This window comes from Micromonospora sp. NPDC049374, from assembly GCF_040677165.1.
Lineage (GTDB): Bacteria > Actinomycetota > Actinomycetes > Mycobacteriales > Micromonosporaceae > Micromonospora.
Genome location: NZ_JBFAQH010000004.1, coordinates 379,365 through 405,138 on the forward strand (window position 1 = coordinate 379,365; position 25,774 = coordinate 405,138).

The following is a 25,774-nucleotide window of genomic DNA, read 5'->3' on the forward strand; positions in this document are numbered from 1 at the left end:
GGGACAGCGAAGCCAGTTCCCTCTACGGTCTTCGGGCTGGTGAACAGGCGCGGGATGCGTCGAAGGCCGCGCGGTGCGTACAGTTCCGGGTCGGACTTGGGGTGGGCCGGACAGCTCCGGCGCAGGGAACGGGACGAGACAGCGACAACATGACGGCGAACAAAATTGCGGAAAACGGTCAATACCGCATTGACCCGGCCCGGCTGGAGACCTGTCTCAGCGTCTTCGAGGCGTTGGAGGACCTGCCTCCCGACCACCCCGACGTGGTGCGGGTGCAGCGGGCCACCGCGAAGCTCTACAAAATGATCAAGCAGCGGCGACGTGAGGAACGGCGGGATGCCATCGCGGCGGCCGACCGCGCGGTGACGGCGGCCACCGCCACCGGCGCCCCGGGCCGGATCGACGATGAGACCCAGGGCAACCCGCTCGCCTCCCCCACCGTAGGTGCCACGGCCGGCGTCCTGCACAAACCGCGCGGCTGCTACATCTGCAAGCAGCGCTACCGCGATGTGGACGCCTTCTACCATCAGCTCTGCCCGCCCTGCGCCGCGCTGAACCGGGAGCGCCGCAACGCCCGCACCGACCTGACCGGCCGACGTGCGCTGCTCACCGGCGGCCGAGCGAAGATCGGCATGTACATCGCGCTGCGGCTGCTGCGCGACGGCGCGCACACCACGGTGACCACACGGTTTCCCCACGACGCGGTCCGCCGATTCGCCGCGATGCCCGACAGCGCGGAGTGGCTCCACCGCCTGCGGATCGTCGGGATCGACCTGCGCGACCCCGCCCAGGTAATCGCCCTCGCTGACTCGGTCAGCGGCCAGGGACCACTCGACATCCTGATCAACAACGCGGCGCAGACCGTCCGCCGCACGCCTGCGGCGTACGCGCAACTCGTCGCCGCGGAGGCGGCGGCCCTGCCGGACGGCCCACTGCCGGAGATGATCACATTCGCCAAACCGGCCGGCCGGGGCGACCCGGCGGGCAGCCTCATAGCCCCACTGAACTCGCCCACCATCACCCCGCACGCGCTCACCGCGCTGGCGCTGACCAGCGGCTCCGCCTCCCCGGAACGGATCGCGACAGCCAGCGCCATCGACGCCGGCGGTCTGGTCCCGGACCTCGACCCGGTCAACAGCTGGGTGCAGCGGGTGCACGAAGTGAATCCGGTCGAGCTGCTCGAAGTGCAGCTGTGCAACGTGACCGCGCCGTTCGTACTGATCAGCCGACTGCGACCGGCGATGGCCGCAGCGACCGCCCGCCGCAAGTACGTGGTGAACGTGTCGGCGATGGAGGGCCAGTTCGCCCGCGGCTACAAAGGGCCAGGGCACCCGCACACCAACATGGCCAAGGCCGCGCTGAACATGCTGACCCGCACCAGCGCCCAGGAGATGCTGGCCGACGGCATCCTCATGACCAGCGTCGACACCGGCTGGATCACCGACGAGCGGCCACACCCGACGAAGATGCGGCTGGCGGATGCCGGCTTCCACGCCCCGCTGGACCTCGTCGACGGCGCGGCCCGGGTCTACGACCCGATCATCCGCGGCGAACAGGGCGAAGACCTGCACGGCTGCTTCCTCAAGGACTACACACCCTGCGCCTGGTGATCGCTGCTGCCCTGCCGAAAACCTCATAGTTGCGGGGACCTGCCCGCCCGCACCGACGCCCGCTCGGAGCGGCCCGAACTGGTTCCGACCTTAGGCGGCTCCAGGCCTCTGCCCATTACGAACTACTGGCCTTATGGCAGTAAGCGTGACAATTGGTACGGCTCGAACTCGGGTGGACCATTCTTGGCAGAGTCCGAACCACATTCACCCAGCTCAGGAACCGATCGTAACGGTTAAGGCGGTACGTAGACGCACGGTCTGACACGGCCCGTCATCGTGACACGGCAGAGTCTCCGGACTCGCCGGAGACCCTGCATGATCCTCGATCACTTATTGGTAGGCAACGAAGCAAATTTTCAGGCGACAAAGTTTCTCAACGTAGACGAAATCCTTGCCATCAGGCGATGGACTGGGATGGCACGCAGGGCCATTGTGTGTTCGACGGGCAGCCGCTTGAGCTGGGTTGTCGGGGTGATTGGCCGCTGTGGAAGATGCATTGGCGGGTAGCCCAGTCACGTCTTCCCTCATCGATGCGCTTGCCGACATCGGGCCCGCCGGGCGGGCCACGACAACGACGACTGATCGGCGACTTTGAATCGGTAACGGATCGACGGACGTCTGTCTGCTTTTCGACAGCGGCGGTCCAACGGCGTCCAACCTAGTCCAGGATGGCCGCATGACCAACCGTAGGGGACCGAAACTCGATATCGACCGGGGCAATCCCCAGTATCTCACACGATCCGGGAAGAGGGATGTTCGATGAGAGCAAGAACAATCGGTGGTCGGCGCCTAACGTACCCCATTCTGGCCCTGGCCCTGGCCCTGCCGCTGCTGACCGTCGGCCAGCCGGCGCAGGCGGCTCCGCACGCCGACGGTGACAGCATCCGTCAGGTGGGCACGGCCGTCAGCGCCGAGGCGTGGGCGGCCGGCAGGCAGCGGTACGGCGCGCAGGTGACTGCCGACACGGCGATCGAGGCGTACTGGACGCCCGAGCGGATGCGCAATGCCAGGCCCGTGGAGGAGTCTCCCTCGTACAAGGCCGCGGCACGGCGTTTCGCCCAGAGTGGAGGTACCTCGTCTGCCGCGCCGACCAACCGTTCCAAGCCGGTGGATGTGCCTCCGGTGGCGGGCCTGATGGGTACCCCGGGCATGTCCACGCAGGCCATCAACCCGAACCTCGGCTCCAACCACCCGACCGCCCGGTCCAACGGTAAGGTCTTCTTCAACATGGACGGCGGATCGTGGGTCTGCTCCGGCGCGGTCATCAACTCGGTCGGCTTCAACACCGTGTGGACGGCTGGCCACTGCATCCACGGCGGCCCCGGCAGCAGTCTCGCCACCAACTGGTCGTTCGTCCCAGCGTACGACGATGACCTGGCCAACCCCCGGCCGCACGGCACCTGGACGGCCCGCGAGCTGTGGACCTGGAGCAGTTGGATCGACAGCTCCAACTGGGAGGCCGACATGGCCGTGGCCATCATGAACACCCGGAACGGCGTCCGCATCGTGAACCAGTTCGGGGGCCACGGCTTCCGTACGCACCAGGGCTTCACGGTCGGCATCAACAACTTCGGCTACCCGAGCGGCGCACCGTTCGACGGCGGCAACCTGTTGAGGTGCAGCGGCAACTCGACCCAGTCCGGGGCGCGGATCCGCATCAACTGCGACCTGACCGCAGGCGCCAGCGGCGGCCCGTGGTTGATCAACTGGGATGGGAACTGGGGCTACCTCAACGGGGTCAACAGCACGCTCAACTCGTACACGGCACCGACCTTGTGGTGGTCACCCTATTTCGACGACACCGCGTCGGAGTTGTACAACTTCACCGCCACTCACTGACAGATGTCCGGTGACAGATATCTCGTCCCGGTAGTGCGCCCTTGACCTGAGCGGGCCTTCTCCAATGGCAAATGATCAAGCGACTGGTCGCCATTGGAGCCGGCCCGCGGCGTGTCGGACGAGCCGCGGCCAACCCGCCCGCCGGCAACCCCGCCGCAGCTTCATCTGAACCTGATCAACCCCATCTCAAACACGCTCTGAGGCGGCGGGGTACGCGTGTCAGGCGGAACAGTCCCGGGAACTTGCAGCATCACCTGAACAGCGGATCTGGCTCCACCCACAGTCCTCATAATCTGATCCATTGTGGCAGATGAAAAATTCCGGGTGTCAGTGACCGGAGCACACGGGGTAACGGTCGGCAACAGCAACATCCAGCACAATGTGTTTGGCGAACGGTCGACCTTCGGCGCAACCCCCACCGCCGGGCGGCGTGTGCAACTGGTCTATGCGCCGGAGCTCGCGGAGTACCCGGCCAACGGCCCGTTCGCCGAAGCCGCGCGAGCGGCGGTTCGGCAGGCCGGGCACGAGATCGTCGCTCCGGCCGGTGCGGACTTGGTGGTCTGCATCGTGGGCTTCCACTGGGATCCCCGCGTTGCCGAGGCGTTCGAGGTCGCGCGAGCCACCAATCGTCCCCTGGTCGTCCTGCTGCTGGCGGAGGATTTGATCATTCCGGTCCCCCGCCGGTTCTACGTCGACGACGAGGCTGGCGAGCGGCAGCTCGGGTTCCGGGACCATCTGCGCCGGGTGTCGCACGTCGTCGAGGTCAGCAGTCCCGGCGAGCTCCGTGACCGGCTGTACCGGGCATTGGTGGAGCTGTCCTCCGCGATTCCGGCGGTCGACGATCCGGAACGCCGGGTGCGCGACCTCGACCAGCGGCTGGCCGACCAGGAGCGGCGGCTCGGCCCGGACCATCCAGAGACGCAAGTTGTCCGGAACGAACTGGCCGGCGCCTATCGTGCAGCAGGACAGCTCCGGCGCGCGATCTCCCTGTACGAGCGGACGCTCGCCGATAGCATTCGCGTTCTCGGCCCGGACCATCTAGACACACTGCGTACCCGCAGCAATCTCGCTGGCGCCTACCGGGCCGTCGGTGACGTGCCTCGCGCGCGGGACGAGTATGCCCGGGTCCTACAAAATCGTGAACGTATCCTCGGACCCGATCACCCCGATACGCTGCGTACCCGCAACGACTTGGCCGGCGTGCTGGAGTCACGCGGCGACTACGAGGAGGCGACGGCCCTCTACCGCGAGGTGCTCGCAGATCGCACGCGGATCCTGGGTCGGGACCATCCCGACACCCTGCGCACCCGCAATGACCTCGCCCACGCGTACGTCTCCCTCGGCCGGTTGGAGGAGGCGATCTCCTTCTACCGCAAGGTACTCGACGACCGGGTTCGCGTACTCGGGCCGGACCATCCGGATACGCTGCGCACCCGAAACAACCTTGCCAGCGTCCTGGAGTCCACCGGCCGGCTCGACGAAGCCACCGCGATCTTCGAGCGCACCCTTGCCGACAGCATCCGCGTCCTCGGCCCTGACCACCCAGACACGTTGCGCACGCGCAACGACCTCGCCGGGGTCTATCGACGGCAGGGCAAGCTCAAGCGGGCCATCCCGATGTATGAGGAGACCCTCGCCGCCTCGATGCGGGTCCTCGGCCGTAATCACCCGAGTACGCTGATCTCCCAGAGCGACCTGGCCGGCTCCTATCAGGACGCCGGTGACCTGACCCGAGCCATCGAGCTGTACACCGAGACGTACGAGGAGAGCGCCCGGGTCCTGGGCCGTGACCACCCCAGCACGCTGGTGATCGAGCAGAATCTCGCGGTGTCCCTGGTGCTGGCAGGCCGCCGGAGCGAGGCGCTGGAACGGCTCAACGACGTGTTGGAGCGCGCCGAGCGGGTGCTGGGCACACATCATCCGGACACCCTCGCTGTGCTCGCCACCCTCGGGACGACGCTGGTGCGGATGGATGAGCTGCCACGCGCCTTGGAGGTGTTCGAATCTGGATTGCGGCGTAGCAGGGAGGCGCGTGGGCCGCAGCACCCACACACAAAGACGATGCGCCACAACGTCGACCTGGTTCGCGAGGCAATGGTCGGCGAGGAGTCCTGACGATGGCCGACTCCGACAACCTGTTCAGCGAGTTCGAGCCCGAGGATTACGTCGACAACAAGCCGATGATCCGGGTGCTGGCGCTGTCCGAGGGGAAGGCCCAGGAGACCATCATCCAGCTACGCGCCCAGCATGAGACGATTCGACGGAGCCTGGAGCGCAGCCAGCGCGAACTCAACGAAACCAAACTGAGCCACGAGCAGCGCAACGGCACTCAACTGACCGAGATCGCGCGGCTGACCGGTGAGCTCGAGGCGACGAAGCAAAGCCTCGCCGAACTGAGTCGCCAGTCGACCGTCGCGGTAGCGGTGGCCTGGGTGGGCACGGTCCTGATCGGCTTCGGGGTGAACCTGGTGACCGGAGATGATCAGCAGGTGCTCGGTCTGGTGCTGATCGGGCTGGGCGCGGTAGTGGGAGCGGCTGCATTCCTCATCCCCCGGCGGAAGCGGTGATCTCCGCCTCGACACCGTGGTGCGTGGAGCGGCGGGCCGCCCGCCAATCGGGTACTCGTGGTGGCCGCCTGGCTGGCCGCGGTTGGCGGCTACCCGTTGAGAAACTGCTCCAGTCCGTCCAGGAGGCGGTCGAGCCCGAACCGGAACGAACGGTCCGGATCGCCGATCGCGTTGTACTCCTCGCCGGCCACCTGCCCGACCCGGCCGGAGAGCGGATAGGCGTCGGCGGGCATCACTCGCTCGAGAATCGGCGCGTTGATCTCCCACCATTCGGCGTCGGAGATGCCGGACCGCTCCGCCGTACGGCGTGCGTCCACCGATGCCCGCGCCATCCCGGCGGTGAACCCACTTAGCAGCGTGACCACCTGGTCCATTTGGAGATCGGTGAAACCGGCACCTTCGATGGCCGCGAGCTGCCACTCGTACCGGTCGGAGACGTTCGGACCGATCCACGGCCGGCTGTTCTCCACCTGCAGCAGCCAGGGATGCCGGTGGAACTCATCCCACAACTGCTCGGCGACCCGGGTCATCCGCTGCCGCAGCGTGCCCTCGTGCGGCGGGAGTTCCTGCTCGCCCGCCACCTCGTCCACCATCAGGCCGATCAGCTCGGAGCGGCCGGGGACGTACGTGTAGATGGACATCAGCTTCAGCCCGAGGCGATCGGCGACCTTGCGCATCGAGAAGGCCGGCAGGCCCTCCTCGTCGGCCACCGCGATCGCGGCCCGGATGACCTCGTCGATGGTGGCCCGCTGCTTCGGCCCCCGGGAGCCCTGCGGCGTGCCGAGGGTGCGCCGCCACAACAGTCCGAGCGTGCGGTCGATGTCCTGACTTTCCATGTGCGGAGATTACCCCGTGAGGTGTACGGTGTACCGCGCGACCATTTCCGTAATGTATACGGAGTTAGGAGCCTGTGTTGACCAACCACGCCTTGACCGCCGACGGGCTACGCAAGAGGTACGGCGACGTGCACGCGCTGGACGGCTTCGACCTGAGCGTGCCCCCCGGTGTCATCCATGGGCTGCTCGGTCCCAACGGTGCCGGCAAGACCACCGCGGTCATGGCGCTGGCCACCCTGATCGACGTGGACGGCGGCAGCGCCAGCGTCGCCGGGTTCGACGTGCACACCCAGGCCCACCAGGTCCGGCGCCGCATCGGACTGGTCGGGCAGCATGCCGCCGTCGACGAGATCCTCGGCGGCCGGCAGAACCTGGTGATGTTCGGCCGACTCTACGGCCTGAACTCCGCCGACGCCCGGGTGCGGGCCGACCAGCTGCTCGACGCCTTCGGCCTGACGGACGCGGCGACCCGGGCGGTCTCCACCTACAGCGGCGGGATGCGCCGCCGACTCGACATCGCCGCCGGCCTCATCCTGACCCCTGCGGTGCTGTTCCTCGACGAACCGACCAGCGGCCTGGATCCCCGCGGCCGCAACGAAGTCTGGGCCGCCGTCCGCGAGATCGCCGACCGCGGCACAACGGTCCTGCTGACCACGCAGTACCTCGATGAGGCCGACCAGTTGGCCGCCCGGATCTCCGTCATGAACCACGGCAGGATCATCGCCAGCGGTACGCCGGACGCCCTCAAACGCCAGGTCGGCGGCGACCGGGTGAGCGTCACGGTGCCGCTGCGCGAGCCACTGGCGTCCATCGCGCAGCGGATGTCGGCCGCCGTCGGGGCGCCGCCCGCGATCGACGCAGACACCCGCACCATCACCTTCGAAGTCGGCACCGGCGTGATCGCGATCGCCGAGATCGTCCGCGCCCTGGACGAGCTCGGCGTCACCCCGGAGGACCTGATGCTGCGCCGCCCCACCCTCGACGAGGTGTTCCTGACCTTGACCGACAAGGAGGTGGCACGATGACCACACTGCGCGCCGGCTGGGTCATCACCCAGCGGGATCTGGCCCACTGGGTACGCCAACCGTGGGCGCCCATCTTCGGCCTACTCTTCTCGATCATGCTGCTGTTGGTCTTCGGCTTCCTGTTCGGCGGTGCGATAAGCGTCCCGGGCGGCGGCGACTACATCAGCTTCCTGCTGCCCGGGATGCTGGCACTGAGCATGATGTTCGGGGTGGAGGCCACCGCGACCGCGATGGCCAACGACGCCCGCAAGGGCATCACCGACCGGTTCCGCTCGATGCCGATCGGCAGTGCGTCGGTGGCGCTGGGCCGCGTCGGCGCCGACATGGCCAACTCGGCTGTCGAACTGCTGGTCCTGATCCTCGGCGGCCTGCTCATCGGTTGGCGGATCTCGTCGGATCCGGCATCGGCGGCCCTGGCCGTGCTGCTCCTGCTCCTGCTGCGGTTCGCCGTCCTGTGGATCGGCATCTTCCTGGGGCTGACCTTCCGCGGCGAGGGCGCGACGATGGCGGTGCAGGTGCTGGTCTGGCCGATCGGCTTCCTGTCCACCGCGATCGTTTCCGCCGAGACGATGCCCGGCTGGCTCGGCGCCATCGCGGCCTGGAACCCGTTGTCCGCGACCGCGTCCGCCGCCCGTCAGCTTTTCGGCAACCCGACCGGCATCACCGAGGGGCCACTTGTCGACGGGGCGGTGTGGCTGGCGGTCGGCTGGCCGCTCCTGCTGACCGCCGTCTTCGTGCCGCTGTCGGCGCGTGCGTACCGCCGACTGCGCCACTGAAACCGGCAACGCAGCGTTCGTGCGCCACCGCGGTCCGCGCCGCTCGGCCCACAGCTCAAGCAGTTTTGCCGATGATCCGTGTACCACTTCACGGTCCCGACCCCACAGGAGAGCACATGAGCTTGACCGACCAACTCCACCGCCTGCTCGACGCCGGACTCGCCGACATCACCGGCAGCAGTCCGGCGGAACTCGCCGCCTGCGTCGCCGCGCTGCCGGACGAACCCCAGTCCGTGCTGGCCGTGCACCCCGAGTTGGCCACCGCGCGTCAGCTGGCACCGCTGCTGCGCCGGCACGACAAACCCGGCTTCGTCGTCGACGACATGGTCGACCTCGAGCAGTTCGTACCCATTGACGGCATCGCCCTACCCGACCGCCCGCTCTATCTCGTCCGCGAACCCGACCGCGGCGACGACATGCGCAACTGGAGTCCCAACGAGGCGCTACCGGCCATCCTCGAACGCGGACGAACACCGCTCACCATCAACGAGGGGATCGGCTGGCTGCTCCAGGAACCGAAGGTGCTCGAACCTAGTCACTGCTTCATGACCATCGGCTCTCGCAAACGCACCGGCCACACCCTCGACGCCCGGACCCCCGCCATCTGGATCAGCAGCGGAACCGGACGCGACGGCACCGCCCGACGCAGAGCGCCAAAGATCGGATGGTGCTGGGCCGGCAACCGGCATACCTGGCTCGGTTTCGCCTCCGCGTGCCACCGCAATCCAGTCGATTGATGACGCGACGGCGGCAGCGAAGCCTTCCTCACCCTCGCCTGCGCCATCATCTGCTGCGGTCACGCACAGGGCTCATAAGGGGCCAGACCACCGATGGTGATGGCAACGAGGAACCAGCCGGCAGCCCCAGCACTGCAAACAATGCACCCTGCTGCGAAGAGGGAGCGGACCGGCGATTCGCCGAGTGCGGGTGCCGCTCCTGGGGCGGTGGCTGATCGACGGGATGCTCGATAGTTGGCCGCTGGTCGGGCAGGCCTTCGCTGTCAGCGCCCGCCGGGGACCTCTGACCCATCGATGACACCCCAGCCTTCATCGCGGTGATAGATCCGAACGACACCTGAGCCTGCCACCCGATCATTCTGCCCGACGCCCGCCAGCATCGCGAAGTACACCGCCCCGCCGCCACACTTGCATGCCGCAGTGGTGCGCGCGTGCGGCGGGCAGGAGGCGATCCCCGCGTACGCTGCCGTGGTGCAGATCGACCTGGTTGCCCTGATTGTCGAGGAGTACGACCCGGCGATCGCGTTCTTCACCGACGTGCTCGGCTTCGACCTCGTCGAGGACTCCCCATCGCTGACCAATGACGGGCGACCCAAACGGTGGGTCGTCGTCCGGCCCCCGGGTGCCCAGACCGGGATTCTGCTCGCCCGCGCCGACGGAGAACACCAGCGCGCCGCCGTCGGTGACCAGATAGCCGGCCGGGTCGGGTTCTTCCTCCGCGTCGACGACTTCGAGGCGGCCTACCGGCGGATGGGCGAGGCCGGTGTCACCTTCGTCCGGGAACCACGGACCGAACCCTACGGCCGGGTCGCGGTCTTCCTCGACATCGCCGGCAACCGGTGGGACCTCCTCGGCGCCACCTGACATCACCGCACTTGCCAGCCGAACCGCCGGAGTCACACATCCTGATTTGCCGCGGATCGGACTCGGCGCAACGGATTGAGGGGTCACTCCCCCGGTGACCGCCGGGCTGCCTGAGGCCCCGAAGCCTGACCGGCCACGGGCGCAGGTAATTGAAACAAGTAGCCGGCGACCGCACGCCCGATCAGCATCCGCCCATCCCGACGACCGGAGCTGATGGCACGGCTGCCTTCAGTCCTCGAGTGGATCCCAGTGGTTGCTGTAGCGCAGCAGTGATTGGGCCAGGTCGGAGTGAGCGGCCGCCCACACGCTGTCGAAGAGAAACCACTGCTGGCACCCGAACGACCCACCACAATGGATGGCGACCTGGGCAAGATGGTCGTCGACCTCAATGCGCGATTCGTCGGGGCGTCGACCGTCGACGTACCGGCCCGTCGTGAGAATCGCCATGGCTTCGTGGTGGGCGAGGGTGTGCTCGTTGGACAGGCTGGGCCACGGGTCGGCGTTGAGGTTGAAGCCGGGCCATCTGTTGCATCGCTCCAGCGCCGGCCTGATGGCGTCGTCTTCAGGCGCGACGAGTGCTCGCAAGACCAGCAACTCGGGTGGCCATGCCGCACCGCTGTCGGGGTCGGCGATCCGCAGATGTCCGGGCAGTTCCCACAATCCGACCCCCGGGAATGCCAGCGGCCGGGAGCAAGCGAGGCTCGCGCCGTCGTAGAACGTGAGGAACACCGCGTACGTGCTGGCGCCACCGGTACCGGCGGACGTAACGACTGTCACTGGCACATCCGCGACGAACGACGTCGACTCACCGCCCGCGCCGGGCAACGGCCACGGCTGGAGCAGGTATGCCAACCGGTCGGGGGCGGTCGCGACCACCTCGTCATCGAGGAAAAAGTAGGCCAGTTCCACCTCGTCGTCATCAGTCCGTACCCGGAGGCTGTGATCGTCGAGGCGGATGAAGTCCTCGTCACCCTCGACGTACAAGTGCTCACGCAGGAGCTCTCGCAGCTCGCTGGTCGTTGCCGCCCGAGTAAGGCCGTGCTTCCGTGCCGCCTCGAAGATCGAATCGAGGCCGTAGACGTCACCGCCCAACTCGTTCTCGACCCACGACTCCGGATCGTCGCAGTCCCAACCTCGTTGGAACCAACTCAGCACAGTCTCGTCCGGCAGCCGCCGGACCCGCTTACTCAACTGACCCTCGTAGTGGGAGCGATACACGAAATGCACGGCGTGACGGTACTGCAGCCGGTCACGCACATGGGGACGGCGGAGTCTCTACAAGATTCGGGGCAGTCAGTCCTGCCGTAGGCGGTAAACGGAGAGCCGACTCCACCCGGCCGGGCATTTCGGCGAGGTGTTTGGCCGCCCCTTTCCGAACCCATCGCTGGTCTGAACGGGGACGCCGAACCCAACGTGGACATGTGGGCCACAGCCGACGAGTCCCGCGACGACATCATCGGCCTGTGGCACCGAGCCTGGGCACACGCCGACGTCACGATCGAGACGCTCCCGATCGACGCACCCGGCTCGGTGCGGTGGTGGCAACACACGCCGGTGACGCTTCACCACATCCTCGTGCACGTGCTCGCCGAGGTGAACCGGCACGCCGGGCACGCCGATATCGTGCGCGAGCTGATTGACGGCCGGGTCGGCTGGCGACGGCCGAGCGACAACGTGGTCCAGGGCGACGACGCGTGGTGGGCCGACTACCGCGAGAGGCTGGAATCCACCGCACGAGAGTTTGCCTGAGGACGCGCCATCGCGCAGAGAGCAGCGAAATCAAAGCTGACCGAGTAGTAGCAAGAAACCGCGTTTTCCCAGTTCACGGCCCAGATGTGCCAGTCACAGCAGTACGCCGACGGGCGCCATCGGCAATTGCGCAACCGGTGTGGCAGGACGGCCTCAGCGCAGCGTCGACTGCCGCTGGATCAGTTCGAAGTCGACGACTATCCTCCGGGGCGCCGGCTGTTCCTCTCGCGGCACACCGTCGAACTGGAGCTGGATCCGCTCTTCCAACAGGGCGACTGCCTGGTGTGCGATCACGTCGCGTCCGGGGTCGATGGTGCTCAGCGGAGGTCGGGAGTAGTTCGCTTCGTCGATGTTGTCGAAGCCGATCAGCAGGACGTCCTCGGGAACCCGTAGGCCCGGTCCTGAAAGGCGGCGAGCGCACCCAGCGCGAGTGTGTCGGCGAACGCCACAACCGCGTCGGGCTTGACGCCGCTGTCAAGGATGCGAGCGATCGTCGTGGCGCCGGTGGAGTGGAAATAGTCGGGTACACCGATGATCGCGCGTGGGTCGACGTCGAACCCTCGTGACTGGAGGGCGTCCCGGAAGCCCTGGAACCGCAGCGTTCCGCTGCTCGGCGATGGGTCGTCCTTAACTCCCAGGGGAACTACCGTGGTCGCACCTCGGCCCAGCACGTGCTCGGTCGCCGCACGTGCTCCCTCGACGTTGCTCATCGTGACGTGGTCGAGGCCGCCATCGAACACCCGCTCGCCCAGGAGCACGAGGGGGAAGTCGACGTCGAACAGCGGGAGGTCTTTCTGGCCCAGCGCGAGCGGGGAGTACAGCACGCCGTCGAAGCGTGACCGGTAGCTGCCGTCCAGTACCCGCAACTCGCGGTCGCGCTCAGCGTTGGTCTGCTCGATGAAGACGGTCAGGCCTCGCCTGGATGCCTCTCGCATGACGGCGTCCGCGAGTTCGGCGAAGTACACAACGCGCAGCGACGGCAGCACCAAAGCGATCGCCCCGGTCCGGCCTCGGCTCAGGTTCCGCGCCGACACATTCACGTGGTAGCCCAGCTCACGGATCGCGTCGTCCACCCGCTCGCGGGTTTCCGGACGCACGTACTGATAGCCGTTGAGGATGTTGGACACCGTCTTGATCGACACCCCGGCGAGTCGGGCGACGTCGCGCATCGTCGCCGACCTGTTGGTCTTGCGTGCCACAGCCCCTCCCGCCGGTCGTCGATTCGCGGCCAGCGTATAAGACTGCACCCTTCACAACCCCAGGACGCAGCGGCCGGCCCGCCCGATCCGGGGCGCGCCGGCCGCGTGACGCGAGGTCAGTTGATGGTCAGGGCGATGGTTTGAACGGAGCCGCGGACCGGGTCGATCTGCAACTCGTAGGCACCCGGGGCGAGCCCGGTGGTGTCCCAGTGGAAGATGTACTGGTTTCTTGCGGCGCTGTAGCGTGCGGTGTTGTCCGCCCTCTTCTGGACAGGTGTGGCCGGAGCGCGGTTGCCGGCCACGCCGTCGGTCTTCTTCACGAGGTAGAGGCGCGGCCGCGCGTCGGTGGCCGTCTCGCCGTCTGCGTCGGTCAGGGTGAACTTGACCGGCACGGGGTGTCCGGCTTTGACGATGTCGGAGCCGTCGCCGGCCAGCGGTGGCCGCACCCCGCCGAACCGGTACTCGGGCGCGAAGATCCGCGGCACGAAGTCGATCAGATTCGCCATCCAGATGTCGAAGCCATGCGGTCCGACCCAGGTGCCGGCGTACTCGTATTCGATGCCCTGGGAGGTCAGCCACTGCATCGTGTTCTGGGTGAACGTGTACGTGAAGTCGACGTCACCGGAGTACAGCCGTGCCAGCTTGGTGCCTTCGTTGATTACCTGGACGTCGACGCCGCTGGGGTAGGAGAACAGGAACCCCGAGAAGACACCGACGTAGGCGAACTCGCCCGGGTGGCCGAGCCAGGTGCCGAGGGTGTTCATCCCTCCCCACGACAGACCGGCGAGCGCCTGCTCATCCGGATCAGTCGAGATGTTGTACTTTTCCGCCGCGGTTGGCATCACGTGCTGGCTGAGGTCGGTCCAGAAGTCGACGCCGTTCTGGTCGGGCATGACCACAACCATCGGCGCCGTTGTCCCGTTGAGGTAGCTGTTGTCGAGAATCTGCTTGGCACGCCCGGTTTCGAGCCAGCTGCCGTAGTTCTGGCCCCCGCCGTGGTACAGGTACAGCACGGGGTAGGCAGCTTCGCGGTCAGCATCGTAGCCTGGCGGCGTCCAGACGTACGCGTAGCGCTCTGCGCCCTGATCTCCGTCGTAGGTCATCAGCGAGACCGTGCCGCCCCTGCCTTCGGGGACATCGGCCAGCATCGCATCGGACTTGCCGGGCACGAAAAGCTGCGACTCCATCACGTGGGTGTTGACGGTGTCGGCCGGGTCCTTCATGTCGACGCCGTCGACCACGTACCGGTAGTAGTGGTAGCCGTCGAGCGGTCCGATCGTCATTCGCCAGCGGCCGTCGGGCTGCTTGTTCATCGGGATCCGGAACCATTGGCCATTCGGAGCCCAGTTGCCCCAGATCGTGACGTCCTTGGCGCCAGCCCACTGGGTGCCGGTCTCGAACGTGACGATGCCGTGCGGGTCGATGTGCGGGGTCGTGATCGACCCGGCCGCAGGGGGCTCGTACGGCCGGGTCAGCGCGCGGTGTCCCTTGCTGGCGCCGTGGCGGACGACCTTCTGTCCGAAGAGCCGAGCGGCGAAGTCTCGCAGGTTCTCCCGCCACGCGTCCCAGATGGCGCCGTCGTCGGGGTTGACGCCGTCGAACTCGAACTTCACTCCGGACTTCTTCAGGTCCACCAGCAGGTCGTAGTTGTCGTTGTAGGACGGATCGAGCGTGTTGCCGACGTATACCCGGAGCAGTTTGGTGCCCTTGTTGATCGCCTTGGCCTCCGCCTTGGTGATCGGGCCGTCGACAGAGCCGGAGAAGGAGCCGACGTAGGCGAATGCGCCGGGATCGCTGCGGAGGATGCTGATCGCCTGCTCGGCACCCGTGGCGACACCGGCCAGCGCCTGACTCTTCGGCCGAGACGAGATGTTGTAGCCGGCCCGTGCTGCGGGGACGATGGCGTTGAGCAGCTCGGCGCGGGGGTCGGCGGAATTGACGTCAGCCATTACGACCACCATCGGCTTGGCGTCCCCGCCTGCGACCAGGTTGTCGAGGATCTGCTTCGCCCGGCCAAGTTCCAGCCACTCACGAGCGGTCTGACCCTCGCTGCTCAGCAGGTACAGGACCGGGTACGCCTCGGCCCGGGCGGAGTCGTAGCCGGGCGGCGTCCACACCAAGGCGGTGCGGCCCTCCGCCGCCGCTGCGCTCGGGTAGGACAGTTCCTCCACCGTCCCGCCCGCAGCGATGTCGTCCATCCACGCGACCGAATCACCCGGCACGAAGAAGGTGTTCCAGTTTGGCTTCGACGTCACCGCCACCGGGCTGCCAGGCTGGCGGAAGGACACCTTCGACCTGTCCTGCATGGTCGCCGTGTACTGGTAGTAGTACAGCCCGGGCTCGAGCGGACCGACGTTCGCGGTGTAGTCCGAGCCGCTCGGGTCGAGCGCGAGCGCCGACCAGGTGCCGCTCGGGCCGATGTTCGCCTCCAGTTCGAGCGTCGCCGGCGTTCCGCCGACGATGCTGCTGGCCTGCGACTGCGGCACCTTGAAGTAGTGATAGACGTCGTCGTTCGAATGCCACGTGTCGGTCGCGACAGCCGCCGGGGCGGTCGCGACGACTGACACCACCACCAAAGCCGCGGCTGCGACAAGGCTGGTCATTCGGGGGCCACTGCTGTGTGACATCGCGTTGCTGCTCCTCTCAGAGCGTCAAGGCCTCCCGCATCGAAGGCATGCGCCTCACCATCGAGATCGGCCAGCGGACCTTCCCGACAGCCGCGACAGTCCACATTCACACCAGCGCACTACATTTCCTACACCGGTGTAGAGCGCATGGCAAGAGACCTCTTCATGCCCCCACGACCTCCATCGTGGACCCAGGTCAGCGGCTCATCCATTGAGGAGCGTCGACGCCGGTTCGGCGCCGTTGACGTCCGTTGGCGGCCCCACCTGCAATCCCCACCCGCCTGACAGCCCGCTGAGCTGCACTGTCTATGAAACACGCCTTAGGCGATCCGGTAGCCGACTCCCGGTGTCGTGGCGATGATTGGTGGGTTGCCGAGTTTGCGGCGTAACCGGCTCACGGTCACGGTGACGGTGTTGGTGAACGGGTCGGCGTTCTCGTCCCAGACCTGTTCGAGCAGGGCCTCGGTGCTCAGGAAGCCTGGGCTGGCCCGTAGCAGCGCCTGCAGCACGGCGAACTCCTTCACCGAGAGGTTGAGTTGCCGTCCGTCGCGAACGGCGGTCCGGCGTATCGGATCCAGCGCGATCCCGGCCGCGTGAAGTGTCCGCGGCCGCGCGTCTGGCTTGCGACGTGCGAGGGCCTGGATCCGCAGGATCAGCTCGGGAAAGTGGAAGGGTTTGGCGAGATAGTCGTCCGCGCCCAGGGTCAGTCCGCTGACCCGGTCGCCGGGAGCGCTCGCCGCGGTCAGCATCAGCACCATCGGCCGGTCCGCCCGCTCGGTGATCATCTGGCACAGCGCGTCGCCGTGGAGGCCTGGCAGGTCCCGGTCCAGGATCACCACGTCGTAGCCGGCGATGTCCAGTTTGGCGGCCGCGGTGAGTCCGTCGTGAGCGAGGTCGACGGCTATCCCCTGGTCACCCAGTCCTTCCGCGATGACCTCCGCCAAGGCATGATCATCTTCTATGACGAGCACTCTCATGCCGCCGCCGGCACCTTCGAGACCGGGAGCGTGATCGAGACACACAGGCCGCCTTCTGGCCGGGCGAGCAGGGCGAGCCGGCCCCCATGCGCGGCGGCGACGGCGGCCACGATAGATAGGCCCAGTCCCGAGGATCCGATCCGCTCGCCGCCGAGCCGCTCGAAGGGCTGCGACAGCCGGTCAACCTCCTGCTGGTCGAGGACTCGCCCGCCGGTCTCGACGACGAGCACCGTCTCCTCCTCGCTTGCGGATCCGGTGATCTCAATCCATCCGCCGTGCTCGTTATGTGTCACGGCGTTGTCGATGACGTTGGCCACCATCCGCGCCAGCAGCGCCGGGCTGCCCTGGGTCGCCGTTGCCGGTGGTACGTCGACCGTCACCTTCAGCCGCTTCGTCGTCGCGTCGGTGGTCCTTTCATGCAGGGCCACGCCGATGAGGTCGCCGAGATCGACCATGGTGGCGTCGGCCGGCGTGCCGTGCTGTGCCCGGGCCAGTACGAGGAACCCGTCGAGTAGGTGATCGACGCGGTCCAGCTGGGTGCGTACCCGGTCCGCGAGCGCCACCGTCGACGGGGCCGGGTCGGGCTTGGCGCCCGCGACGTCCAGCGACGCCCGGATGGTGGCCAGTGGCGTACGCAGCTCATGGGATGCGTTGGCGACGAAGCGGCGTTGTGCGGCGAACGAAGCTTCGAGTCGTTCGAGCAGTTCGTCGATGGTGTCGCCGAGGTCTTTCACCTCGTCGACCGGGCCGGTGACGGCAAGCCGCCGATCCAGGCTGTCGGCGGAGATGCGCCGGGTGGCGCTGGTGATCAGCCGTAACGGTCGCAGTACGCGTTTGGCCAGCACCCGACCGAGCAGGAGCGACACCACCGCCATCACGATCAGCGCCACCATCGAGCCGGCCAACAGCTGGCGGGACTGCTGCGTGTGCACCGTGGCCAGCTGTTCCTCCAGCTGCTGGATACGCTGCTGGGCCGGATCCGCACTCCGCTGGACCGGGGGATTTCCGGCGGGTGCGACGCGGCTGATGCTGCCGCCGGAGAGCAGGAAGGTCAGTCCCAGAAGCCCGGTACCGGACACGAGAAACACAACAGCATAGAGGATCGTGAACCTTGCCCGCACGGTACCCCTGGACAGCCTGACCATTCCTACAGCATGCCCTGGGCAACCTAACAACAGCATGACAGTGGCAGTTCGGGTGGCGTTACGGGTCGATCCGTAGAACCGACGGTATGTCGACCACCGAACTCCTCCGGCGGGAATGGACCGCGTTCCGCCGCCCGGGCCGCATGACCGCGCTGGCCGCCGCAGCCCTCACCGTCATCGCGCTGGGTCTGTTGTACGCATTCGGCAACCAGTCGTCCTGCCCGGGGCCGTGCCCGGCCGCTCCCGTCGCCAGCGACGGCGCTACCGTCAGCGACCGGTTCTGGTTCCTGCATCGCGACCTGGGCCGCGAGGGCAGCATCACGGTCCGGATGACCGCGATGACCGGGACGATCACCTACCCTCCGCCGAACCACGACCAGATCGTGTCCGGGATGGTGCCGTGGGCGAAGGCTGGGATCATCATCAAGGACGGCGTGCGGCCGGGCTCCCAGTACGCGGCGCTGATGATGACCGGCGGGCACGGTGTGCGCTTCCAGCACGACTACCGCCACGACGTCTCTGGAGACGCGGGCAAGGTATCGGCGGAGTCCCCGCGTTGGCTGCGCCTGACCCGCTCCGACGACACCATCACCGGCTTTGAGTCGGCCGACGGCAAGCAGTGGCGCACCGTCGCAACGGCGAAGCTCGACCGGCTGCCGGACACCGTGCAGGTCGGTCTCTTCGCCACCTCCCCCGGCGACCGCACGCTCCGGAAGGTCGGCCTCGGCGGTGCGATCGAGGAGGTCCGGTTCACTCAGGCCGTCGGCGTCTTCGACAACGTCGCCGTCGAAGGGGGCGCCACCGGCGGGTGGGCCAGCGACCCGGTCGGCGAAATGAACCACACCGACTGGGAGAAGCACCACAACGCGTCGGGGGCCGTCGAGAAAGACGGCGTCATCACAGTCAGCGGAACCGGCGACATCGGGCCGCTCGGCGAGGAGGGTGCGCGTAGCGTCGAGAAGACCCTGTCCGGCCTGACGGTCGCGCTGATCATCGTGCTCATCGTCGCGGCCCGCTACGGCGCCGGCGGGGTTCGCAAGGCGGCCTCCGGGCGGGTGATCGCCGCCCGGGCGGTCGTCGTGGGGGCGACCACCTTCGTCACCGGTCTGGTCGCCGTGGGTGTCGTCTTCCCGCTTTCCATCGCGATCCTGAAGGGCAACGGCATCCCGGTGCAACCGGTGCCGGTGCTGACCGGCACTCGGGTGATCGTCGGCGTCCCGGCGGTGCTCGCCCTATGCGCCGTCCTCGCCTACGGGCTTGGCGTGTGGCTGCGGCGCAGCGGGGCGACGATCGTCGTCGGGCTGTCGCTGGTCGCCCTGCCCTACGCCGTCACGGCTGTCCCACTCCTGCCCCACACGGTCTCCGAGTGGCTGCTGCGGCTCACGCCGACCGCCGGCTTCGCCGTCAAGCAGACGATGCAGGAGTACCCACAAGTAACCGCGCATTACGTGCCGTCGGCCGGGTACTTCCCACTTCCTTGGTGGGCCGGGCTCGCCGTACTCTGCGCGTACACCGTGATCGTGATGCGGATGGCCCTCGGCCGCAACCGGGCCGCGGACACCGACTGGCGATAGCAGACGGCACGTGTGATACCCACAGATCCGCAATGGCAGCCGACGGTTGAGGCGGCCTCTCGCGCGGCTGAGTACATCGCCGGCCTTTTCGCCGGACCGGGCGATCATGCCCGAACTGCGCTTCGAAGGGGCGGTTGGATTCGCGCAGTTCGAGGTGAGCGCGATGAACTGGACCCGGCACGTATGGGACCTCAGCGATGAAGAACTCGCGGCAGTTGGCAAGATCCTGGGACATCCGGTGACGCAGATCCACGCTCAACTACTGAAGACGAGTTGTGGCGACAGCTCGCCCACCGCGCCCGCGAGTGGGGACCCGCCTGGGTCGTCGGCGCGATCGGCATCGCCCTGCCGGCGCTCACCCACCTCGCCGCGAGGATCAGCCGGGGTCACGTCCGGCACGCCGACGATGTGGAGGCATTGTCCGTGTGCAACTGAATAGATTGTGCTGGTTGGACGAGCGGCGGCCACCGCCGCCCACGCCCTAGCCTCGGCTCGAGATAGCCTCCTAAGGGGATTCGATGCCGACAGACCAGCACACCCAGATTCTCGAAGTCCTGACCGAATACGTATCCGTTCGGCTGCTCGGTGTGGAAAACGCCACCGACCTCACCAAGAACACGCCGCTGCTCGAACTCGGCGTGCTGAACTCGATCGAGACGGCCCGGCTGGTGGCGTACATCCGCGAGACGTTCGGCGTGCGGCTATCGCCGGCCGCCATGACCGCGCGCAACTTCCGTGACCTGGAGACCATCGCCGGTCTGGTGGCCGGTGTCCCGGTTTCGGCCGCTGCGAGCGAGGAGTCCGCATGAACGAGAACACCGCGTACGACGTCGGCATCATCGGCGGCGGTCCGGCCGGATCGACGATGGCGTCCTATCTCGCGAAGGCCGGGCTCAAGGTCGCGGTGTTCGAGGCGTCCGCGTTCCCGCGCGAGCACGTCGGCGAGTCGCTGGTGCCGGCCACCACGCCGGTGCTGCGGGAGATCGGCGCGCTCGAAAAGATCGACCAGGGCGGCTTCCCGCGCAAGTACGGCGCCGCCTGGACATCCGCCGACTCGCGGCCGGCCTCGCCGATGGACTTCCAGGTCAGCTCGCACGGGTGGGGCGTGGCCGAGATCAGCTACGAGGAGCGCAAGCAGAAGGGGGTGGAGCAGCCGTACTCGTACCACGTCGACCGCGGCCGGTTCGACCTCATCCTGCTCGAGCACGCCCGGGAGCTCGGCGCCACGGTGCACACCGAGACGCGGGTGAACCGCGTCGACTTCACCGACCCCGACCGGCCGGTGCTACACGTGACCGCCGACGGCGAGAAGCGCCAGGTGCCGGTCCGGATGGTGGTCGACGCCAGTGGGCGGCAGACCCACCTCGGCAATCAGTTGAAGATCAAGGTGCCGGACCCGGTGTTCAACCAGTATGCGGTCCACACCTGGTTCGAAGGGCTGGACCGGGAGGCGCTGGCCCGCGACGAGAGCCAGTCCGACTTCATCCACGTGCACTTCCTGCCGCTCGAGGACACGTGGGTCTGGCAGATCCCGATCACCGACACCATCACGTCGATCGGAGTGGTCACTCAGAAGAAGCGCTTCAAGGCGGCCAAGGACGACCTGGAGACCTTCTTCTGGGACACGGTCAGCAGCCGGCCCGACCTGCACAAGCAGCTCCAGCAGTGCGAACGGCTGCGGCCGTTCAAGACCGAGGGCGACTACAGCTACGCCATGCGCGCCGTCGCGGGCGACGGCATGGTGCTGATCGGCGACGCCGCCCGGTTCGTCGACCCAATCTTCTCCAGTGGCGTGAGCGTCGCGATGAACAGCGCCCGGCTCGCCGCGGCGGACATCATCGCCGCCGCCGAGGCCGGCGACTTCCGGCGGGAGCGGTTCGACACGTACGTCGACACGCTGCGCCGCGGCGTGAACAGCTGGTACGACTTCATCTCCATCTACTACCGGCTGAACATCCTGTTCACCGCGTTCATCGACGACCCGCGCTACCGGATGGACGTCATCCGGATGCTGCAGGGCGACGTGTACGACGACGTGGAGCCGCCGGCGCTGGCCGTGATGCGGGAGTTCGTGGCGGCCGTCGAGGCCGACCCGGAGCACCTCTGGCACGGCCGCCTGGGCAACCTCAAGGCGAGCGCCGCCGCCGCGGCGTTGTTCTGAGGCGCGCCATGCTGCTGCCCGATCTGGTCCGGACCGCGGCGCGGCGCAGCCCGCACGCTCCCGCGGTCCGCGACGGCGCGGCCACCGCAACGTACGCGGAACTGGACGCTCTGGCCGACCGCTGTGCGCACGCCCTGGCCGACCTCGGCGTGCGCCCCGGGGACCGGGTTGTGCTCTGGACCTCGAAGAGCATCGACACGGTCGCCGTCATGCAGGCAGTGCTCCGGCTCGGGGCGGCCTATGTGCCGGTCGCCCCGTCGAACCCCCGCCCGCGGGTGCAGTGCATCGCCGACGGGTGCGCCGCGCGGTTGGTGCTCGCCGACGACGACCTGGCCGGGCTGCGCACGCGGCCCGGCCAGACACTGAACGACGCGGCGGCGACGCCGGCCGACTGCGCGTTCATCCTCTACACCTCCGGCTCCACGGGGGCGCCGAAGGGCGTCAGCATCAGCCACCGCAACGCGCTGTCCTTCGTGTGCTGGGCCGCCGAAGAGACCGGCCTGGATGCCAGTGACCGGCTCGCCAACCACGCGCCGTTCAACTTCGACCTGTCGGTGTTCGACCTGTACGGCGCGTTTCTGGCCGGCGCCTGCGTCGACCTGGTGCCGGCGACGCTCGCGTTCGCCCCGGAGGCGCTGACCCGTTTTCTATTCGAGCGCGAAATCACCGTGTGGTATTCGGTGCCCTCAGCCCTCCAGTTGATGACCGCGGACGGCGGCCTGCTCGACGGCGATCCGCCGCCGGCGCTGCGGGTCTGCGTATTCGCCGGCGAACCGTTCCCGATCGCCGACGTGCTGCGGCTACGCGCGGCCTGGCCCGCCGTCCGGCTGTTCAACTGGTACGGACCCACCGAGACGAACGTGTGCACCTCATACGAGGTGACCGCCCACGACCTGACCCGGACCCGGCCGCTGCCGATCGGCCAGGCGTGCAGCGGCGACCAGGTGTGGCTGGACCCGCCCGGTGCCGACGTCGGCGAGATCGTGGTGGACGGTCCGACCGTCATGCTCGGCTACTGGGGCCAGCCCGCGCAGGACGGACCCTACCGGACCGGCGACTTCGGCCGGATCGGGCCGGACGGCAACCTGGAGTACGTGGGCCGCCGCGACCACATGGTCAAGGTGCGCGGGCACCGGGTCGAGCCGAGCGAGATCGAGGCCGTGCTGGCCACCCATCCCGCCGTGGCCGCAGCCGCCGTCGTGGTGGTCGGCGCCGGGCTGGACAGCCGCATCCACGCCGCCGTCGTGCCGGCCGGCGACGCGCGGCCCACCACGCTCGGGCTCAAGGCGCACTGCGCCGCGCACCTGCCGACGTACATGGTGGTGGATGCCGTCCGGCTCGTCGCCGAGCTGCCCCGGACCGCCAACGGCAAGGTGGACCGGGCCGCGGTCACCGCCCTGTGGGCCGAGGCGGTTGTGCGCGGCTGACGTCCCAGCCGTCCGCGTCCGGCGCCGCCCCCACGGCGCCGGCATCCGGGACCGCCAGGTCGACGACGAGTTCGCCGTCCGGGCTGAGCATCGCGCCGGCCCGATCGGGGGTGACGCCGTACGGCGCGGCGGCCGCCAGCAGCCGGCCGAGCGCGCCCGGACCGCGCTGCAGCACCGCCTGGATCCCGGTGAGCGACTCGGCCTCGTTCACACCGCACCACACCTCGCGCAAAGTCGCCAACACCGCGAGCCCGGTCCGAGAGTCCGGGCGAGGAGGACGGCCGGATGAATGGCAAGAATGGCAAGACAGTGCCGGCGTTCGGCAGCGTCGCCGACGCCGAGTTCGCCGCCGCCACCGTGCTGCCGGCCGACGTCTGGGACTTCGTCGCCGGTGGCAGTGGCCGGGAGACCACCTTGGAGGCCAACCGGATCGCCCTGGAGCGGGTCTTCGTGGTGCCCCGCGTGCTGTGCGACGTGTCCGCCTGCGACACCGCCTCGACGCTGCTCGGCCGGCCGGTGGCACAACCCTTGGCGGTCGCGCCGGTGGCCTATCAGCAACTGCTGCACCCGGACGGGGAGGACGCGACCGCACGCGCCGCCGCAGCCGCCGGGGTGCCGTTGGTCGCCAGCACCCTGAGCAGCATCCCGATCGAGCGGATCGCCGCGGCCGGCGGGACGGTCTGGTTCCAGGTCTACTGGCTGCGGGACACCCCTGCGGTGCTCGACCTGGTGCGCCGGGCCGAGGACGCGGGCTGCCAGGCCGTCGTGGTCACGGTCGACGTGCCCTGGATGGGCCGCCGCCTGCGCGACATCCGCAACGGGTTCGCCCTGCCGCCGCACGTACGGGCGGCGAACCTTGGCGCCACCGGCGCCGCGCATCAGCGGCAGGCCGGCGCCTCGGCCGTGGCGGCGCACACCAGCCAGCTCTTCTCCCCCGCGCTCACCTGGCAGTCGATCGAGACGCTGAGGCGGCACACCCGGCTGCCGGTGGTGCTCAAGGGAGTGCTGGCCGCCGAGGACGCCCGGCGCGCGGTGGAGTCCGGCGTGGACGCGGTAGTGGTGAGCAACCACGGCGGCCGTCAGTTGGACGGCGCCGTGCCGAGCGTGGACGTGCTGGCGGAGGTTGTCGAGGCGGTCGGCGGGGCCGGTGAGGTGCTGCTCGACAGCGGCATCCGCGGCGGCACCGATGTGCTCCGGGCGCTCGCGCTCGGCGCCGCCGGAGTGCTGGCCGGGCGGCCGCTGATGTGGGGCCTGGCAGCCGGCGGCGAGCCCGGGGTGCGCCGGGTGCTCGACCTGTTCGCCACCGAGCTGCGCGACGCCATGGGCCTCGCCGGGTGCGGCACCGTCGCCGAGGCGGGAGCGCTGCGCACCGTACGACGGGGTCAGTGGCTCTCGGCTTCGATGAACGCCACCAGCCGGTCGATGCCCCCGTCGATCTCCTCGGGCGACAGGTAGCTCACGGAGAGCCGGAGTGCCCGGCGACCGCCGTCGTCCGGGTGGAAGTAGCGCATCGGCGTCCAGATGACCCCGAACTCCTCGGCCGACCGAGTGAGCGCCGCGTCGTCGGCCTCGAATCCCACGGCCAGGCTGAGGAAGAAGCCGCCACTGGGCTCGTTCCACCGCACACCCAGCGCCGCCCGGCGCTCCTCCGGCAGCCGCTCGGCCAGCCGGTCGAGCACCCGCCGCATGGCGTCGCCGTAGTGGCCGGCCGCCTTGGCGTTCAGCTCCGATATCCGGCCGCCGGCGGCCAGCAGCGCACCCGCCACCACCGCCTGGCTCAGCGACGAGGTGTTGACCGTGACCATGCTCTTGATTTTCGAGAGCTCGCCGGCCAGCGGCCCGCTCCGGCCGTCATCGCCGACCACCTCCTGATCGGCCACCGCGAAGCCCACCCGAGCGCCCGGGAAGAGCGTCTTCGAGTACGAGCCGAGGTGCACCACGCGGCGATGGCGGTCCAGGGCCTTGAGCGTGGGGATCGGCTTCCCCGGACTGACCAGCCGGTAAGGCGTGTCCTCCAGGATCAGCAGGTCCTCGCGCGCGGCCAGGTTCAGCAACGCGGTGCGGTCCGGCGCGGACAGCGTGGAACCGGATGGGTTGGCGTGGTCGGGCACGAGGTAGAACGCTCGCGGCCGGTGCCCGGCGGCACGCTCGGCCCGGATCGTTGCCTCGATGGCGGCCAGGGAGAACCCTTCGGCGGTCTCCGGCACCGGGCTGAGCGTCACGTCCAGCAGCCGGGCCACCCCGGTGATCCCCACATAGCAGGGGGTGGAGACCAGCAGCACGTCGCGCGGATCCCGGATCAGCGCGCGGACGACCAGCATCATCGCCTCCTGTGCACCGACGGTGACCACGATGGACTCGGCCGGCACGTCGATGCCCTCGTCCCGCCGCAGCGAGTCGGCGATGATCTCGCGGATCTGGCCGGCGGTAGGTCCGTACTGGTAGACCGCCGTGCGCACCTGCGCCGGTGAGGCGCCCTGGTCGCTCAGGTGGTCGAGATAGCGGCGGAGGTGAGCGATGACCTCCTCGGTCTCGAAGAACCCGTCGTACGGGCGGCCGGGCGCGAATGAGATCGCCGCCGGATAGCGCAGGGTGATCTCGTTGAGGAAGTTCATCGCGTCCAGCACCGGATCGGACAAACTTGGATGCAGCTCGGCTCGG

The 25,774-nt window shown here is 68.4% G+C and carries 21 protein-coding genes and 2 pseudogenes; 15 read left to right on the plus strand and 8 right to left on the minus strand.

Annotation, left to right across the window (positions count from 1 at the left end; all coding sequences use genetic code 11):
- The first annotated feature begins 149 nt into the window (after positions 1 to 149).
- The 4 genes from AB0J93_RS10050 (at position 150) to AB0J93_RS10065 (ending at position 6,016) form a co-directional block, all read left to right on the plus strand.
- On the plus strand, positions 150 to 1,610 hold the full coding sequence (locus AB0J93_RS10050) for an SDR family NAD(P)-dependent oxidoreductase (protein ID WP_363920142.1): 1,461 nt from the start codon (positions 150 to 152) through the stop codon (positions 1,608 to 1,610).
- Positions 1,611 to 2,369: 759 nt separating this feature from the next.
- Complete coding sequence (locus AB0J93_RS10055; RefSeq protein WP_363920144.1) at positions 2,370 to 3,449, plus strand: hypothetical protein; 1,080 nt, start codon at positions 2,370 to 2,372, stop codon at positions 3,447 to 3,449.
- Positions 3,450 to 3,830: 381 nt separating this feature from the next.
- Positions 3,831 to 5,564 (plus strand): tetratricopeptide repeat protein, encoded by a 1,734-nt coding sequence (locus AB0J93_RS10060; protein ID WP_363920146.1) that lies wholly within the window; start codon positions 3,831 to 3,833, stop codon positions 5,562 to 5,564.
- Between the two features lie 2 nt (positions 5,565 to 5,566).
- Positions 5,567 to 6,016: an LPXTG cell wall anchor domain-containing protein gene (locus AB0J93_RS10065; RefSeq protein WP_363920148.1), complete on the plus strand. Its 450-nt coding sequence runs from the start codon at positions 5,567 to 5,569 to the stop codon at positions 6,014 to 6,016.
- A gap of 89 nt (positions 6,017 to 6,105) precedes the next feature.
- Here the strand turns inward: AB0J93_RS10065 and AB0J93_RS10070 are convergent, their stop codons facing one another.
- Positions 6,106 to 6,852: a TetR/AcrR family transcriptional regulator C-terminal domain-containing protein gene (locus AB0J93_RS10070; RefSeq protein WP_363920150.1), complete on the minus strand. Its 747-nt coding sequence runs from the start codon at positions 6,850 to 6,852 to the stop codon at positions 6,106 to 6,108.
- A gap of 77 nt (positions 6,853 to 6,929) precedes the next feature.
- On the opposite strand from AB0J93_RS10070, the gene AB0J93_RS10075 reads away from it, so the two are divergent.
- The 4 genes from AB0J93_RS10075 (at position 6,930) to AB0J93_RS10090 (ending at position 10,254) form a co-directional block, all read left to right on the plus strand.
- Entirely contained in the window at positions 6,930 to 7,877 is a 948-nt protein-coding gene (locus AB0J93_RS10075) for an ATP-binding cassette domain-containing protein (RefSeq protein ID WP_363920152.1), read from the plus strand.
- On the plus strand, positions 7,874 to 8,653 hold the full coding sequence (locus tag AB0J93_RS10080; protein ID WP_363920154.1) for an ABC transporter permease: 780 nt from the start codon (positions 7,874 to 7,876) through the stop codon (positions 8,651 to 8,653). Before AB0J93_RS10075 ends, AB0J93_RS10080 begins: the two co-directional genes overlap by 4 nt.
- 116 nt (positions 8,654 to 8,769) lie before the next feature.
- Positions 8,770 to 9,390, plus strand: a complete 621-nt coding sequence (locus tag AB0J93_RS10085; protein ID WP_363920156.1) for a DUF5701 family protein — start codon at positions 8,770 to 8,772, stop codon at positions 9,388 to 9,390.
- 468 nt (positions 9,391 to 9,858) lie between these two features.
- Positions 9,859 to 10,254, plus strand: coding sequence for a VOC family protein (locus AB0J93_RS10090; RefSeq protein ID WP_363920249.1), 396 nt, complete (start codon positions 9,859 to 9,861; stop codon positions 10,252 to 10,254).
- Positions 10,255 to 10,482: 228 nt separating this feature from the next.
- Here the strand turns inward: AB0J93_RS10090 and AB0J93_RS10095 are convergent, their stop codons facing one another.
- Complete coding sequence (locus tag AB0J93_RS10095) at positions 10,483 to 11,481, minus strand: hypothetical protein (protein WP_363920158.1); 999 nt, start codon at positions 11,479 to 11,481, stop codon at positions 10,483 to 10,485.
- Between the two features lie 192 nt (positions 11,482 to 11,673).
- Here AB0J93_RS10095 and AB0J93_RS10100 point away from each other — a divergent pair, with 192 nt between their 5' ends.
- Positions 11,674 to 12,003, plus strand: coding sequence for a DUF664 domain-containing protein (locus tag AB0J93_RS10100; RefSeq protein WP_363920160.1), 330 nt, complete (start codon positions 11,674 to 11,676; stop codon positions 12,001 to 12,003).
- Positions 12,004 to 12,156: 153 nt separating this feature from the next.
- On the opposite strand, the pseudogene AB0J93_RS10105 reads toward AB0J93_RS10100, so the two are convergent.
- From AB0J93_RS10105 to AB0J93_RS10120, 4 genes and pseudogenes are all read right to left on the minus strand, one after another.
- Positions 12,157 to 13,172: pseudogene (locus AB0J93_RS10105) on the minus strand (LacI family DNA-binding transcriptional regulator).
- 146 nt (positions 13,173 to 13,318) lie between these two features.
- The gene (locus AB0J93_RS10110; RefSeq protein WP_363920162.1) at positions 13,319 to 15,769 is read right to left on the minus strand and encodes an alpha/beta hydrolase-fold protein; all 2,451 of its coding nucleotides are present in this window, start codon (positions 15,767 to 15,769) and stop codon (positions 13,319 to 13,321) included.
- A gap of 380 nt (positions 15,770 to 16,149) precedes the next feature.
- A complete protein-coding gene (locus AB0J93_RS10115) occupies positions 16,150 to 16,806 on the minus strand; it encodes a response regulator transcription factor (protein WP_363920164.1) in 657 nt (218 codons plus the stop codon).
- Positions 16,803 to 17,885, minus strand: coding sequence for a HAMP domain-containing sensor histidine kinase (locus tag AB0J93_RS10120; protein WP_363920166.1), 1,083 nt, complete (start codon positions 17,883 to 17,885; stop codon positions 16,803 to 16,805). Before AB0J93_RS10120 ends, AB0J93_RS10115 begins: the two co-directional genes overlap by 4 nt.
- A gap of 152 nt (positions 17,886 to 18,037) precedes the next feature.
- Between AB0J93_RS10120 and AB0J93_RS10125 the strand changes: the two genes are divergently transcribed.
- The 5 genes from AB0J93_RS10125 (at position 18,038) to AB0J93_RS10145 (ending at position 23,113) form a co-directional block, all read left to right on the plus strand.
- On the plus strand, positions 18,038 to 19,525 hold the full coding sequence (locus tag AB0J93_RS10125; protein WP_363920168.1) for a hypothetical protein: 1,488 nt from the start codon (positions 18,038 to 18,040) through the stop codon (positions 19,523 to 19,525).
- A gap of 273 nt (positions 19,526 to 19,798) precedes the next feature.
- Entirely contained in the window at positions 19,799 to 19,960 is a 162-nt protein-coding gene (locus AB0J93_RS10130; protein ID WP_363920170.1) for a hypothetical protein, read from the plus strand.
- Between the two features lie 83 nt (positions 19,961 to 20,043).
- Positions 20,044 to 20,334, plus strand: coding sequence for an acyl carrier protein (locus tag AB0J93_RS10135; protein ID WP_363920173.1), 291 nt, complete (start codon positions 20,044 to 20,046; stop codon positions 20,332 to 20,334).
- Positions 20,331 to 21,686 (plus strand): NAD(P)/FAD-dependent oxidoreductase, encoded by a 1,356-nt coding sequence (locus tag AB0J93_RS10140; RefSeq protein ID WP_363920175.1) that lies wholly within the window; start codon positions 20,331 to 20,333, stop codon positions 21,684 to 21,686. The genes AB0J93_RS10135 and AB0J93_RS10140 overlap by 4 nt, the downstream gene beginning before the upstream one ends.
- Before the next feature lie 8 nt (positions 21,687 to 21,694).
- Positions 21,695 to 23,113: an amino acid adenylation domain-containing protein gene (locus AB0J93_RS10145; protein ID WP_363920178.1), complete on the plus strand. Its 1,419-nt coding sequence runs from the start codon at positions 21,695 to 21,697 to the stop codon at positions 23,111 to 23,113.
- On the opposite strand, the gene AB0J93_RS10150 is transcribed toward AB0J93_RS10145, so the two are convergent.
- Positions 23,076 to 23,324: a hypothetical protein gene (locus AB0J93_RS10150; RefSeq protein WP_363920180.1), complete on the minus strand. Its 249-nt coding sequence runs from the start codon at positions 23,322 to 23,324 to the stop codon at positions 23,076 to 23,078. The genes AB0J93_RS10145 and AB0J93_RS10150 overlap by 38 nt on opposite strands.
- 74 nt (positions 23,325 to 23,398) lie before the next feature.
- Between AB0J93_RS10150 and AB0J93_RS10155 the strand changes: the two are divergent.
- Positions 23,399 to 24,484: pseudogene (locus AB0J93_RS10155) on the plus strand (alpha-hydroxy acid oxidase); the annotation flags it as partial.
- Positions 24,485 to 24,495: 11 nt separating this feature from the next.
- Here the strand turns inward: AB0J93_RS10155 and AB0J93_RS10160 are convergent.
- The gene (locus AB0J93_RS10160; RefSeq protein WP_363920182.1) at positions 24,496 to 25,752 is read right to left on the minus strand and encodes a PLP-dependent aminotransferase family protein; all 1,257 of its coding nucleotides are present in this window, start codon (positions 25,750 to 25,752) and stop codon (positions 24,496 to 24,498) included.
- Positions 25,753 to 25,774: the final 22 nt, after the last annotated feature.

Excerpts from the sequence above, each read along its gene's own strand:
- AB0J93_RS10100 (WP_363920160.1), top strand. The coding sequence starts at position 11,674 with ATGTGGGCCACAGCCGACGAGTCCCGCGACGACATCATCGGCCTGTGG.
- AB0J93_RS10140 (WP_363920175.1), top strand. The coding sequence starts at position 20,331 with ATGAACGAGAACACCGCGTACGACGTCGGCATCATCGGCGGCGGTCCG.
- AB0J93_RS10070 (WP_363920150.1), bottom strand. The coding sequence starts at position 6,852 with ATGGAAAGTCAGGACATCGACCGCACGCTCGGACTGTTGTGGCGGCGC.
- AB0J93_RS10135 (WP_363920173.1), top strand. The coding sequence starts at position 20,044 with ATGCCGACAGACCAGCACACCCAGATTCTCGAAGTCCTGACCGAATAC.
- AB0J93_RS10065 (WP_363920148.1), top strand. The coding sequence starts at position 5,567 with ATGGCCGACTCCGACAACCTGTTCAGCGAGTTCGAGCCCGAGGATTAC.
- AB0J93_RS10050 (WP_363920142.1), top strand. The coding sequence starts at position 150 with ATGACGGCGAACAAAATTGCGGAAAACGGTCAATACCGCATTGACCCG.
- AB0J93_RS10080 (WP_363920154.1), top strand. The coding sequence starts at position 7,874 with ATGACCACACTGCGCGCCGGCTGGGTCATCACCCAGCGGGATCTGGCC.
- AB0J93_RS10145 (WP_363920178.1), top strand. The coding sequence starts at position 21,695 with ATGCTGCTGCCCGATCTGGTCCGGACCGCGGCGCGGCGCAGCCCGCAC.
- AB0J93_RS10125 (WP_363920168.1), top strand. The coding sequence starts at position 18,038 with ATGTCGACCACCGAACTCCTCCGGCGGGAATGGACCGCGTTCCGCCGC.
- AB0J93_RS10055 (WP_363920144.1), top strand. The coding sequence starts at position 2,370 with ATGAGAGCAAGAACAATCGGTGGTCGGCGCCTAACGTACCCCATTCTG.
- AB0J93_RS10085 (WP_363920156.1), top strand. The coding sequence starts at position 8,770 with ATGAGCTTGACCGACCAACTCCACCGCCTGCTCGACGCCGGACTCGCC.
- AB0J93_RS10115 (WP_363920164.1), bottom strand. The coding sequence starts at position 16,806 with ATGAGAGTGCTCGTCATAGAAGATGATCATGCCTTGGCGGAGGTCATC.